The 12,372-nt window shown below is 40.7% G+C and carries 13 protein-coding genes; 10 read left to right on the top strand and 3 right to left on the bottom strand.

Annotated elements, in window-relative coordinates; genetic code table 11:
- Nucleotides 1-135 precede the first annotated feature (135 nt).
- Nucleotides 136-1,143, bottom strand: coding sequence for a rod-share determining protein MreBH (gene mreBH, locus V7654_RS08800; protein WP_335429968.1), 1,008 nt, complete (start codon nucleotides 1,141-1,143; stop codon nucleotides 136-138).
- 274 nt (nucleotides 1,144-1,417) lie between these two features.
- Between mreBH and miaA the strand changes: the two genes are divergently transcribed.
- The 4 genes from miaA to V7654_RS08780 all read left to right on the top strand — a co-directional run bounded on the left by miaA (nucleotide 1,418) and on the right by V7654_RS08780 (nucleotide 4,550).
- A complete protein-coding gene (gene miaA, locus V7654_RS08795) occupies nucleotides 1,418-2,371 on the top strand; it encodes a tRNA (adenosine(37)-N6)-dimethylallyltransferase MiaA (RefSeq protein ID WP_335429967.1) in 954 nt (317 codons plus the stop codon).
- Nucleotides 2,372-2,400: 29 nt separating this feature from the next.
- Nucleotides 2,401-2,631, top strand: coding sequence for an RNA chaperone Hfq (gene hfq, locus V7654_RS08790; RefSeq protein WP_335429966.1), 231 nt, complete (start codon nucleotides 2,401-2,403; stop codon nucleotides 2,629-2,631).
- Nucleotides 2,632-3,143: 512 nt separating this feature from the next.
- A complete protein-coding gene (gene spoVK / locus V7654_RS08785; RefSeq protein ID WP_335429965.1) occupies nucleotides 3,144-4,091 on the top strand; it encodes a stage V sporulation protein K in 948 nt (315 codons plus the stop codon).
- A 228-nt stretch (nucleotides 4,092-4,319) separates the two neighbouring features.
- Nucleotides 4,320-4,550 carry a glutaredoxin family protein gene (locus V7654_RS08780; RefSeq protein WP_335429964.1) on the top strand — a complete coding sequence of 77 codons (231 nt, stop codon included), beginning with the start codon at nucleotides 4,320-4,322 and terminating at the stop codon, nucleotides 4,548-4,550.
- A 42-nt stretch (nucleotides 4,551-4,592) separates the two neighbouring features.
- Here the strand turns inward: V7654_RS08780 and V7654_RS08775 are convergent, their stop codons facing one another.
- On the bottom strand, nucleotides 4,593-5,060 hold the full coding sequence (locus V7654_RS08775; protein WP_335429963.1) for a hypothetical protein: 468 nt from the start codon (nucleotides 5,058-5,060) through the stop codon (nucleotides 4,593-4,595).
- 392 nt (nucleotides 5,061-5,452) lie between these two features.
- Between V7654_RS08775 and V7654_RS08770 the strand changes: the two genes are divergently transcribed.
- Nucleotides 5,453-6,472 carry an STAS domain-containing protein gene (locus tag V7654_RS08770; RefSeq protein ID WP_335429962.1) on the top strand — a complete coding sequence of 340 codons (1,020 nt, stop codon included), beginning with the start codon at nucleotides 5,453-5,455 and terminating at the stop codon, nucleotides 6,470-6,472.
- A 61-nt stretch (nucleotides 6,473-6,533) separates the two neighbouring features.
- Here the strand turns inward: V7654_RS08770 and V7654_RS08765 are convergent, their stop codons facing one another.
- A complete protein-coding gene (locus V7654_RS08765) occupies nucleotides 6,534-7,139 on the bottom strand; it encodes a trimeric intracellular cation channel family protein (protein WP_335429961.1) in 606 nt (201 codons plus the stop codon).
- A 184-nt stretch (nucleotides 7,140-7,323) separates the two neighbouring features.
- Here V7654_RS08765 and hflX point away from each other — a divergent pair, with 184 nt between their 5' ends.
- The 5 genes from hflX to V7654_RS08740 all read left to right on the top strand — a co-directional run bounded on the left by hflX (nucleotide 7,324) and on the right by V7654_RS08740 (nucleotide 12,263).
- Entirely contained in the window at nucleotides 7,324-8,583 is a 1,260-nt protein-coding gene (gene hflX / locus V7654_RS08760) for a GTPase HflX (RefSeq protein ID WP_335429960.1), read from the top strand.
- A 45-nt stretch (nucleotides 8,584-8,628) separates the two neighbouring features.
- The gene (locus V7654_RS08755) at nucleotides 8,629-9,897 is read left to right on the top strand and encodes an aminotransferase class I/II-fold pyridoxal phosphate-dependent enzyme (protein WP_335429959.1); all 1,269 of its coding nucleotides are present in this window, start codon (nucleotides 8,629-8,631) and stop codon (nucleotides 9,895-9,897) included.
- Nucleotides 9,898-10,043: 146 nt separating this feature from the next.
- Nucleotides 10,044-10,448, top strand: a complete 405-nt coding sequence (locus V7654_RS08750) for a MerR family transcriptional regulator (protein WP_335429958.1) — start codon at nucleotides 10,044-10,046, stop codon at nucleotides 10,446-10,448.
- Nucleotides 10,449-10,549: 101 nt separating this feature from the next.
- Entirely contained in the window at nucleotides 10,550-11,887 is a 1,338-nt protein-coding gene (gene glnA / locus V7654_RS08745; RefSeq protein ID WP_335429957.1) for a type I glutamate--ammonia ligase, read from the top strand.
- A gap of 100 nt (nucleotides 11,888-11,987) precedes the next feature.
- Nucleotides 11,988-12,263 carry a hypothetical protein gene (locus V7654_RS08740; protein WP_335429956.1) on the top strand — a complete coding sequence of 92 codons (276 nt, stop codon included), beginning with the start codon at nucleotides 11,988-11,990 and terminating at the stop codon, nucleotides 12,261-12,263.
- Nucleotides 12,264-12,372 lie beyond the last annotated feature (109 nt).

Below are 12,372 nucleotides of genomic sequence, written 5' to 3'. Positions count from 1 at the left end.
TGGAACGGAAATCAACAGTTAACGTTAACAGAGCCAAAAAATTAGAAGCTGAATCTTATCTGATTGGCATGTAATTATGTATGTTTAAAAAGCAAAAAAACTCGTCCAAAAAAGACGAGTTTTTTTGCGTAGTATTTATCTTACTGCCGGCTGAAGTTTATGAATATACTGAAGAGCTTTTCCAGTACCGATTGCAACAGATTCCAATGGATTTGGAGCGATATGGACAGGTACGACCATCTCTCCGCCTAGCCAGTCCTGAATACCATTCAGCAATGCTCCCCCTCCAGAAAGAATGACACCGCGGTCAACGATATCACCACTTAGTTCAGCCGGGCAATCTTCAAGAGTTGCGCGAATAGCTTCCATAATATGAAGAAGGGATTCCTTGATGGCATCTCTAATTTCATATGAATTAAGTGTAACAGTTTTAGGAAGACCCGTTACAAGGTCACGGCCGCGAATATCCATTTCCATCATTTCATGGTCAACGAGCGCATAGCCGATTTCCATCTTGATTTTTTCGGCTGTTCTTTCACCGATTAAAACATTGTACTCTTTACGCACATATTGAATGATGTCTTCATCCAATCTGTCGCCAGCAATACGAATCGAATGACAAGCTACAACACCGCCATAGGAAATAATTGCAACCTCGGTTGTACCGCCGCCGATATCTACGACAACGTTTGCTACAGGCTCATCAACAGGAAGGCCTGCTCCAATTGCTGCCGCAACAGGTTCTTCGATTAGATGAACCTTTTTTGCGCCTGCATTTCTGACTGCATCCTGAATCGCACGACGTTCAACACTAGTTGAACCAGAAGGTGTACAAACAACTACATCTGGTTTGCGAAGACCAAACCCGCCTGTTTTGGCGGCCTTCTTCATGATATGCTTAAGCATTTCAGTCGTCACGTCAAAGTCCGCAATCACTCCATCCTTCAAAGGTCGGATTGCGACAATCTTTCCGGGAGTTTTCCCGATCATTTCTTTCGCTTCCTTGCCGACAGCAAGAACGTTTTTTGTTTCAGTATCAATCGCCACAACAGAAGGCTCATTTAGAGCGATTCCTTTATTTTTACTATATACAAGTGTGTTGGCTGTTCCTAAATCAATTCCAATTTCTGTCGTAGATAACATTCGTTTTCACCCAGTTCTCTATAAATTAGTAAATCCATCATAGACTTCTACTAAACTACCATGAATTTGGGGGTGAAAGGGCTTTTGTTACGCAATCGTTATCTAAATGTAAAACTAGAGGAAAATTTATTCAAATATTGTAGATTTAAGAATATAGAAGATGAGATAGGGGTATAATGCATAGATGTTCAACTGCTTTCTATTTAATGGTAAGATAAAATTACATGTTGGCAAGAATACCAACAGCTTCAAAGAAAAGGCAGTGTGAAGTTTTTTGGGACAAAAACAGAAATTGATTGTGTTAATTGGGCCGACTGGTGTCGGTAAAACAAAGCTGAGCATTGAACTAGCAAAGCATTTTAATGGTGAAATCATCAGCGGAGATTCTATGCAAATTTATAAGAGCATGGATATAGGAACCGCCAAAGTCACCAAAGAAGAAATGGAAGGAATTCCTCATCATTTAATTGATATTAAAGAGCCAGATGAAAGTTTTTCAACTGCGGAATTCCAGGAACTAGTCCGCACGAAAATTGATGAAATCAGCTTGAGAGGAAGAATTCCAATGATTGTCGGCGGCACTGGGCTATATATTCAGTCCGTCATTTATGACTATCATTTTACAGATGCACCATCAGACCCGAGCTTCCGCAGTAAGCTGGAAAAAGAAGCCGAGGAACATGGCCCGGATTTTTTGCATGAAAGATTGAAGGCTGAGGACCCGGAAAGTGCTTCGCGAATTCATCGGAATAATGTCCGGCGAGTGATCAGGGCATTAGAAATCATTCATTGTACAGGAAAAACAGCAGCAGAGCTTCAGGAGAACCAATCGCCTGAGCTATTGTATGATACTGCGATTATTGGTTTGACGATGGATAGGGAATTACTTTATAAACGCATCAATTTACGCGTCGACCTAATGCTTGAACAAGGTCTCCTGGAGGAAGTTAAATATTTTTATGATCAAGGGCTGAAAGAATGCCAGTCTATCCAGGCAATTGGCTATAAAGAGCTTTATGATTATTTTGCAGGTAAAATCAATCTTGAAGCAGCGGTTGAAGTTTTAAAACAAAATTCACGCCGCTACGCAAAAAGACAGCTAACATGGTTTCGAAACAAGATGAATGTGGAATGGTTTGATATGTCAGTGTCAAATGATGCTGAAAAAAAATTCGCTGAAATTTCTAAGTTCATTGAAGGAAAGCTTGAGATAAAAGCGAATACATAATAATAGAGATAAAAGAGGAGGATCCGCCCATGAAACAAGTGAACATTCAGGACCAATATTTAAACCAGTGTCGTAAAGACAACATTAACATTACCGTTTTCCTATTGAACGGATTTCAATTGAGAGGCCAAATTAAAGGTTTCGATAATTTTACTGTTCTTTTTGAATCTGATGGAAAGCAGCAACTTGTATATAAACATGCTATTTCAACCTTTGCGCCACAAAAGAACGTCCAAATCGATTATGAAGGCCAAGCTTAAGAATAGAACGTTCAGGAAACCCGTCAATGGCGGGTTTTTCTTTTGGGAAAGGTGTGTTAAAGCTCAAAAGGCTGAAAATTCAAGTGAAGCTAGAACAGATATTAAGCTGAGCGGAAGGAACAAATGAAATTCAGGAGATTGGTAAGACAGTTTGTTAAAATTAAAGTATAAAGAAGGGCTGGGAACAGCTCTTATTTTTCTATCGTAGGAACATACAAAAAACTTTTAGTGCATATGAATTATTTTTAAAAATGAATTCATGCTTACTGGAATACATATAAATATATGAGTTATTTCTTGGGAAACCGCAGATTCTGACAAATGGTGAAATTGCTGTGGAAGTTTAGCGGAAATGGCCATATCCAGGAATTTAATCATTAGGAAAACGGTGTTTTGGAATCCATCATAAACTAGATGAATCTTGCTTTATTAGGGCATATGCCTATTGATAAGCATGTGTCACAACTACTGCTTAGGCACGTATACTGTTTCGAGAATGAGAGGTGAAATCTTTGGACCAACCGCTTCGAAAGAAAAACAACGGTCAAATCAGTATCGTTTTGAACGCACAGAAAAGGAAAACGTTAACGAAGGAATTGCCTGATTCGCAGCTGGTTCCAAAGTCGATCCCGCAAGAGCATGCTGCCTTGAAGGATATTGAGGAAGAGCTCGGGACGCTTGTTGGCATGGAAGAAATGAAACGAATGATTAAAGAAATATATGCCTGGATATATGTGAATAAAAAACGAGAAGAAATGGGACTTAAAGCAGGCAAGCAGGCTCTGCACATGATGTTCAAGGGGAACCCGGGAACTGGCAAGACTACAGTAGCGAGAATAATTGGGAAGCTGTTCCTGAAGATGAACGTCCTGTCAAAGGGGCATCTGATTGAGGCTGAAAGGGCTGACCTTGTTGGCGAGTATATTGGGCATACAGCACAAAAAACAAGGGATTTAATTAAAAAAGCAATGGGTGGCATATTATTTATCGATGAAGCCTATTCACTTGGGCGCGGTGGAGAAAAGGACTTTGGCAAGGAAGCAATCGATACCCTGGTGAAGCATATGGAGGATAGACAGCACGATTTCATTTTAATCCTAGCCGGGTATTCTCGGGAGATGGAGTATTTTTTGACTTTGAATCCAGGATTGCATTCCAGGTTTCCGCTTGTCATCGATTTTCCAGACTATTCGATTGACCAGCTAATGGAAATAAGCCAGCGGATGCTAAAGGAAAGGGAATACAGTCTAAGCCATGAGGCAGAGCGAAAAATTCGTGAGCATCTGGTTGCAATAAAATCAACTCTTGGTCCAGCAGCTTTTTCGAATGGACGATATGTACGCAATGTGATTGAAAAGTCAATCCGGGCACAGGCTATGAGGCTGCTGATGCAAAACCAATATGACAGGCATGAATTGATGACAATCCGCAGCAATGACCTTGTTTTTTCAAATGATTAAAAGAGTCAGGGATTTGTTAATCTAAAATTCAAAAAGATTGTTGTTTTAAATTGATTGTTTGAAATCACCTTATTAAAAGCAATAAAGAATACGATAACAGCCATCTCAGAAGAGTGGCAAACAAACTAGGAGAAGAAAATAATGTCAGCAGCTATTGTTGACATTTTTTTTGTATTTGATAATATACCCTAAAGGGTATATAAAAACTTATTATCGGAGGGATTTTAAATGAACGATATCACAGTTTACACAACGAATACTTGTCCTTATTGTACAATGTTGAAGAATTTTTTAGATGACAAGGGTATTGCCTACAAGGAAGTTAATGTACAGCGAGATCCAATTGAAGCTCAAAAGCTTGTTGATGCAACTGGCCAAATGGGTGTACCACAATCAAATGTAAATGGCCACTGGGTTTTAGGTTTCGACCCAAACTCTATTATGTATCACTTGAAGTAGTAAAATAAGAAAAAGGATTCCAGCAAGATTGGAATCCTTTTTTTATTTTGCAATAAATACCTCTTCCTGCCACATCTGGTATAGATAGATCACTAAAGCAAAGATAATAAAAATTGTGAAACGGCCTAATGGACTAATGTTAATAAGCTGGTAAATTCCCAGCTTCTCCTGAAACAAATAATGAATAGGAAAGATCGCAAACATAAAGTCAGCTACCATGTTTGTAATTAAATATTTCCAGAATCGTCCATATGTATAATAAAAGATCCAAATCGTGACGATTATAAAACCGCCAAACAAACCTGGTACGAATAATGGCTTAAGCCAGGGGATGATTGTAACTTTAATCTCCCAATGTTTTTGATTATAAGCAACCACATTATAAATCGTCATCAAAAGGGAGGCGAAGATTGCAACCGGCATGTATCGTTTTATTCCATCTTTTTTTAAGAAAAACAAAGTGAACCAGGGAAGTATGAGCAAGCCCCATAAAAGTACTTTATTAAACAAAAGCTGGTCCTCCCTATCGATTGGTTTGTTTGTAGTATTTCTCGTGAGGATAATTTTATCCTTTCGTTTGGTAGGCTTGGGAATACCCATAGTAGAAACCTTTTTTGTTACACCAATATTTAAAGGGTATGTCCATACTTGAATGGTTTTCATTTCCTTAAAGTGATTATCCGAGTTAAGATGGAAAGGGACAGCAGTGTAGTATGCAATATTTCTCGACCTATAAAATAACAATGAAAGTTTTTATTGCTTTTAGGTTTTGAATTTGTTTATTTCGGGTAAAAAGAATGGGGTTTCACTACTTAAATCTTGTTATTAGGGAGAAAATAAACGAAGCATATTATTACTTCGTGTATTACATACAAATATATAGATAGATAAAGGAGTTCGTTATGGGGTCAGAAATAAATTATAAAATCGGTGGTATTGATTTTGGCTGGGATTTAGATAATGGAAGATTCATATTTGAAGGCGAGGATGCAGTCCTTTTTTGGATTTCTTCTGCGATGAAAACTTTCTTTGATACAATTGAAGAAATTTCGGGAGAAGAGGCTTCAAATCTTGTTTTTGAATCCACTGGATTCCGGCAGGGACTTGTTGTTGGTCAATACTTTGAAAAAATAAAGGAAATCAGTGTCTCAGAAGCAGCAGACATGATCACCTCTACTTATGCTTCGGCGGGCTGGGGTCTTACACGGATAGAAGATTTGAATTTTGAATCAAAAACATTTACAGCAATCATGAAGGATAGCTGGGAGCATAAGGTGAATGTTGCTCAGGGGAAAACTAAAGGGGGGAGTTTTCTTCCTGCCCACTATGCCGGTGTATTTTCCGGTCTTTTTGGCACTACAATTTGGTACAAAATCAAGCAGCATCAGCTTGAAGGACACGAATACAGCATTATTGAATATTTCCCTTCAGACATTAAAATATCAGACAATATTCACCAGCTGGCACGCAAAAAAGAATCAGACCAAATCAGGCAGCTTGAAAGCGTTGTAGAGGAAAAGACAGCTGAATTAAAGGAATTGGTTAACAGGCTTTCTTCTCCAATCATCCCTGTCCTCGACGGAGTAGTAGTTGTTCCATTGATCGGAAAGTACGAGGAGGATCGCGCTGAACAGCTTATCATAAATACATTAAATAAACTTCCGTCTTATAAAGCAGGTTATCTGGTCCTTGATCTGACCGGCCTGGATCAAGAAATCGGCCAGCATACAGTAAGCCTGATCGAGAAAATCGGTTCAGCTGCGAAACTAATAGGAACAAAAACGATACTTGTAGGCATTTCATCCGCACTTGGAATTGCCATTACGCAATCAAGTATCAACCTGTCAAAGTTTGATTGCTTTCAAACCTTGCAGCATGGTATTCATTATGCGATTGGCCAGATGGGGCGGAAAATAATATAATAAAAAAAGGGCTTCCGCAATGAGTGCGGAAGCCTTTTGGGTTCTGTCTAAAAAAACTGCTTCAATCCAGGCCTAGTTTCCTGACTGGCAGGTGCCATTTAAATGTGTATGACAAGACACGGAGTGCGGTGATGACTGCAAATAATCCGTACAACTCCACCGCTTGATCAGCCATTCCCAGGCCGATGACGAGGCCTGCAAGTACAGCCCAAACAGCATATGTTTCGGCCTTCAATACAAGTGGTTTACGACCTGCGAGCAAGTCACGGATAATCCCGCCGCCGCTCCCGGTGAGCACTGCTGCGACGATGACTGCACTTAAAGGGTGGCCCATGTTAGAAGCATAGATGGCACCTTGTATTGCGAAGGCAGCCAACCCGATTGCATCAAAGAAATTGCCCCATCGCTGCCAGTGTTTTAACAGGTTACTTGGAAAGATAAAAACAATCGTAATGGATAGTAAGGCTAGGTTGAAAAACAGGCCCTGATCCCATAAGGATGATACAGGTACGCCAATCAGCAGGTTTCTGATGGCCCCGCCGCCAAACGCAGTCACAATCCCCAAAATATAAACTCCGAAGATATCATATTCTTCTTCCATTGCAATAATCGCACCGCTGATCGCGAATGCCACTGTTCCAATCATGCTGAGTACTTCCCATGTCATTTTATGCTTTTGCTCCTCTTGTGAAAATGATCTTTGAATACTAAAATAGGAAAATGCAAACATATTGATTTTATCACTTTCTTCCTGATTTACAACCACTTTAGCCCAATATTGCAAAATTTTTGTTTACCTATAATATTTGGTATGATGTTTTTAGCTATATATAATGAAAGAAGGGTGTTATTTGGAACGAGAAAACGTACTTGAAAAAGTAATCCTTGTAGGCTGCCAAACTGCCGATGAAGACGATCTCCGCTTTCAATATTCAATGGAAGAACTTGAATCTCTGACAGAAACGGCGCAGGGGACTGTAATGGTGCAAGTTGCCCAGAAACGGGTTAAGGTCCATCCTGCTACATACATAGGCAAAGGAAAGGTAGAAGAGCTTCAGGCGCTTGAAGAGGAGCTTGAGCCAGACTTAATTATTTTCAATGATGAATTATCTCCAAGCCAAAACCGCAATCTTTCCGCCGGGTTAAAAGCAAGGGTAATTGACCGGACGCAGCTGATTCTTGATATATTTGCCCAACGTGCTCGTTCAAAGGAAGGGAAGCTCCAGGTTGAGCTTGCGCAGCTTCAATACCTGTTGCCTCGTCTTGCAGGGAAAGGAATTGAGATGTCACGTCTTGGTGCTGGTATTGGAACAAGAGGACCAGGGGAGACGAAGCTGGAATCCGATCGCCGCCATATCCGCAGACGGATTGATGATATCAAATCGCAGCTTGCTGTCATTGTTCAGCATCGTGATCGTTACCGCGAACGGCGCAAGAAAAACAAAACGTTCCAGATTGCGCTTGTCGGCTATACAAATGCCGGTAAGTCGACGCTGTTTAACCGGCTGACAGAAGCAGATTCTTATGAAGAGAACCAATTGTTTGCGACTCTAGATCCGATGACGCGAAAAGCAATTTTACCAAGTGGTTTCACGGCTTTGCTGACGGATACGGTTGGTTTCATCCAGGACCTGCCGACTACTTTGATCGCAGCTTTCCGTTCGACGCTTGAAGAGGTTAGGGAGGCTGACCTGCTGCTGCATGTAGTCGATATGTCAAATCAGGATTATTTTTCACACGAACAGACGGTAAATAAATTGCTTGAGGATCTCGAAGTTCATCAAATTCCGCAGATCACCGTATATAATAAACGGGATATCGTTCATCAGGATTTCGTCCCGAATGCAAAAAACGAAACAGCCTTTATCAGTGCATTCAGTGAAGAAGACAGGAAAAATCTGCTATTAAAAATTGAGCAAACCATCATAGGCATGATGGAACCATTCCATGTCATTGTTCCATCAGACGAAGGCAAACTGCTGGCGCAGCTGAAAAATGAAACGATCCTGCGCGAGCTTTCTTTTGATGAAGATAAGCAGGGGTATGTGTGCAAAGGATTCTCATTGGCTGACCATCAGATTACCGGGCAGTTGAAAAGGTATTCTTTTTAAAAATTGAAATTCATTTTAGTTATTTACAATAGATAGGAGAACAACATGTTTACACAGCTGAAAAATGGGCAAAAGCTGCAGCCGCTCGTTAGCGAGATCGAGCAGCAGATTGCCGGAGTGCATAATAAAATAGATGAGCAAATCGATACTAATCAATTTAGAGTACTGCAAAGCTTTCAAAGTAACCGAGTAAGCGATTCGCATTTTATCCCGACGACAGGCTATGGCTATGACGACGCCGGCAGGGAGACGCTTGAGAAAATTTATGCCGAAGTCTTTGGCGGTGAAGCGGGGCTGGTCCGCCCGCAAATCATTTCCGGAACACATGCGATTTCTATCGCGCTGTTTGGGATCCTTCGTCCAGGAGACGAACTTTTATACATTACAGGCAAGCCATATGACACGCTTGAAGAAATCGTTGGCATCCGTGGTACAGGGAATGGCTCTTTAAAGGAGTTTGGCATTTCCTACAATACTGTCAATCTGACAGAAAAAGGGGAAATAGATTGGCAGGCTGTAGAGAAAGCAATCAAGCCTGAAACTAAAATGATCGGGATTCAGCGCTCAAAGGGATATGCGACGAGGCCATCATTTACAGTAGCGGAAATTGGAGAAATGGTTAAGTTCGTAAAAGAAATTAAAAATGATGTCGTTGTTTTTGTAGATAACTGCTATGGCGAATTCGTCGAGGAGATTGAACCATGCCATGTTGGAGCTGATTTAATGGCAGGATCTTTGATCAAGAATCCTGGAGGCGGCATTGCTAAAACAGGCGGCTATATCGTAGGGAAGGCAGAGTACGTCGAGTCTTGCTCATACAGAATGACCTCACCAGGGATAGGGGCAGAGGCTGGCGCGTCACTTTATTCATTGCAGGAAATGTATCAGGGATTTTTCATGGCCCCGCATATTGTGGCGCAGGCGTTAAAGGGTGCAGTTTTTACAGCTGCGATGCTTGAGCGCCTTGGCATGAACTCATCACCAAAATGGGATGCCAGGCGTACTGACCTGATTCAATCTGTGCAGTTTAATGACAAGGATAAGATGGTTGCTTTTTGCCAGGCGATACAATTTGCCTCACCTGTTAATTCTCATGTGACCGCATACCCCGCATATATGCCGGGATATGAAGATGATGTAATTATGGCGGCTGGCACATTCATCCAGGGAGCAAGCATTGAACTGACAGCAGACGGTCCTACCAGAGCCCCTTATGTCGCGTATGTCCAGGGGGGACTGACATATTCACATGTGAAAATGGCTGTATGCCTGGCAGTGGATTCATTAATAGAAAAAGGTTTAATTTCTTTATAATAGGAAAATATACAACAGGACAGCTTGCTAAAATGTCCTGTTCTTTTTTTATGAATTTTCATGTCAGAAAATCTAACATATGTTTGACAACATATCTTACATTGAATATAATAAGATTATCTTAAGAGGGAAGGAGGAGAAATCAAATGGGCGGAAGTGAAATTCGCCGGAATATGCCGCTGTTCAGTATCGGAATTGTTATGCAGCTTACTGATTTAACCGCAAGACAAATCCGTTATTATGAAGAGCACGAATTGATTTCTCCGGCAAGAACCGAAGGCAATAAACGACTCTTTTCCTTAAATGATATTGATAAGCTTCTTGAGATCAAGGATTTGATCGACCAAGGAGTAAACATGGCAGGCATTAAGCAAATTTACAATGTAAAACAACAGACAGCCATAAGTACTGCTGAAAAAAAAGAAGCAGAAAAAACAAGGCGAGAACTCTCGGATGCCGATTTGCGGAAATTACTGCGTAAGGAGCTGCTCCAGGCAGGACGTTTCAACAGATCATCGAATAATGGAGACATGTCGAGATTTTTTCACTAAGTGTATCCGTATTGTTTGCTGCTTAGCATGATATTAATTCATAGCAAAGGGCAACAAGTATTGCGAAGAGCATTCATTTAAAATCTAGGAGGAAATTTAGGATGGCTAAGTTCACAAGAGAAGACATTGTACGATTATCAAAAGAAGAAAACGTAAAATTCATTCGTTTGCAGTTCACTGACATTCTAGGAACAATCAAAAATGTGGAAATTCCAATCAGCCAGCTTGAAAAAGCGCTTGATAATAAAATGATGTTTGACGGTTCTTCAATCGAGGGCTTCGTTCGAATCGAAGAGTCTGACATGTACCTGATCCCTGATCTAGATACTTGGGTAGTATTCCCTTGGACAGCTGAAAAGGGTAAAGTTGCACGTTTGATCTGTGATATCATGAATTCAGATGGAACACCTTTTGCTGGAGACCCACGCGGAAACCTAAAGCGTATTCTAAAAGAAATGGAAGAGCTAGGCTTCACAAACTTCAACCTTGGGCCAGAACCAGAATTCTTCCTTTTCAAGCTTGATGCAAATGGCGAGCCAACACTTGAGCTAAACGACAACGGTGGTTACTTCGACCTTGCTCCAACGGACCTTGGTGAAAACTGCCGCCGCGATATCGTGCTTGAGCTAGAAGAAATGGGCTTTGAAATCGAAGCATCTCATCACGAGGTTGCTCCAGGACAGCACGAAATCGACTTTAAATATGCGGATGCTTTAACGGCTTGTGACTATATCCAAACATTCAAGCTTGTTGTTAAGACTATCGCACGCAAACATGGCCTGCATGCTACATTCATGCCAAAGCCATTATTCGGTGTGAACGGATCAGGAATGCACTGCAACATGTCATTATTCCGCAACGGTGAAAATTCTTTCTACGATCCATCAGATAAAAAGCTGGAACTTAGCGAAACAGCTTACCAGTTTATCGCTGGAACACTTAAGCATGCATCAGGCTTTACAGCAGTTACAAACCCAACTGTAAACTCTTATAAGCGTCTTGTACCAGGATATGAAGCGCCATGCTACGTAGCATGGTCTGCAAAAAACCGTTCACCGTTAATCCGTATCCCTGCTTCACGCGGAATGAGCACACGTGTTGAGGTTCGAAGTGTTGACCCTGCAGCAAACCCATACCTAGCAATGGCAGTATTGCTAAAAGCAGGCTTGGACGGAATCAAGAACAAATTGACTCCTCCTGCTTCAGTTGACCGTAACATCTATGTGATGAACAAGGAAGAGCGTGTCGAAGAAGGTATCGACGATCTGCCACCAACATTAGCAGCAGCTCTTGACCAGCTGAAGAAAAACGAAGTAATCTGCTCCGCTCTTGGTGAGCATATTCTTGAACACTTCATCGAAGCAAAAGAAATCGAATGGGATATGTTCCGCACACAAGTTCACCCTTGGGAACGCGAACAGTATATGAGCATGTATTAATAAATAGAAAGAACTCCTTGAATTTACTTCAAGGAGTTCTTTTTTTATGATGCAATTGGTTGGTGAGGGAGAAAATATTTTTTGTTTACTGTGGGAATATTTGAATTTGGGTTTTTATATTTGGACACAAACCCTGGATGGCTTTTTTTTACTAAAATTGAAGGTCTATCAATACGTTTATACATGTTATCATCAAGGATTCCTTACACTTACATTGATTGAACTTACAGTCACTACACTGGGATACATTAACGATGCGAAAATCAATGGATTCCCTATGCTTCGCCACTACGAAAGTCTTCGGTTTCACTACGCTTTGCTACATAATCGCCACGAAAAATCACGGATTCACTCTGATTTTAACGAGAATCACTAATTTACCCATTAGCTGGTAAAAAGTCATGAATAAATATTAAAATTTTCAGAAAAATAATTGACTTTTTACTGTATACACGGTATCTTTGTTTTAAAATATATAACACATT

This window comes from Bacillus sp. JJ1609 (assembly GCF_036967045.1).
Taxonomy (GTDB): Bacteria; Bacillota; Bacilli; order Bacillales; family Cytobacillaceae; genus Mesobacillus.
Note: the sequence above shows the minus strand (reverse complement) of the source record. Positions and strands in the feature narration are given on the sequence as shown.

Bases quoted from the DNA above. Each gene is read 5' to 3' on its own strand.
- mreBH (WP_335429968.1), bottom strand. From the start codon at position 1,143: ATGTTATCTACGACAGAAATTGGAATTGATTTAGGAACAGCCAACACA.
- V7654_RS08770 (WP_335429962.1), top strand. From the start codon at position 5,453: ATGGGGTCAGAAATAAATTATAAAATCGGTGGTATTGATTTTGGCTGG.
- V7654_RS08780 (WP_335429964.1), top strand. From the start codon at position 4,320: ATGAACGATATCACAGTTTACACAACGAATACTTGTCCTTATTGTACA.
- glnA (WP_335429957.1), top strand. From the start codon at position 10,550: ATGGCTAAGTTCACAAGAGAAGACATTGTACGATTATCAAAAGAAGAA.
- hfq (WP_335429966.1), top strand. From the start codon at position 2,401: ATGAAACAAGTGAACATTCAGGACCAATATTTAAACCAGTGTCGTAAA.
- V7654_RS08765 (WP_335429961.1), bottom strand. From the start codon at position 7,139: ATGACATGGGAAGTACTCAGCATGATTGGAACAGTGGCATTCGCGATC.
- V7654_RS08755 (WP_335429959.1), top strand. From the start codon at position 8,629: ATGTTTACACAGCTGAAAAATGGGCAAAAGCTGCAGCCGCTCGTTAGC.
- V7654_RS08750 (WP_335429958.1), top strand. From the start codon at position 10,044: ATGGGCGGAAGTGAAATTCGCCGGAATATGCCGCTGTTCAGTATCGGA.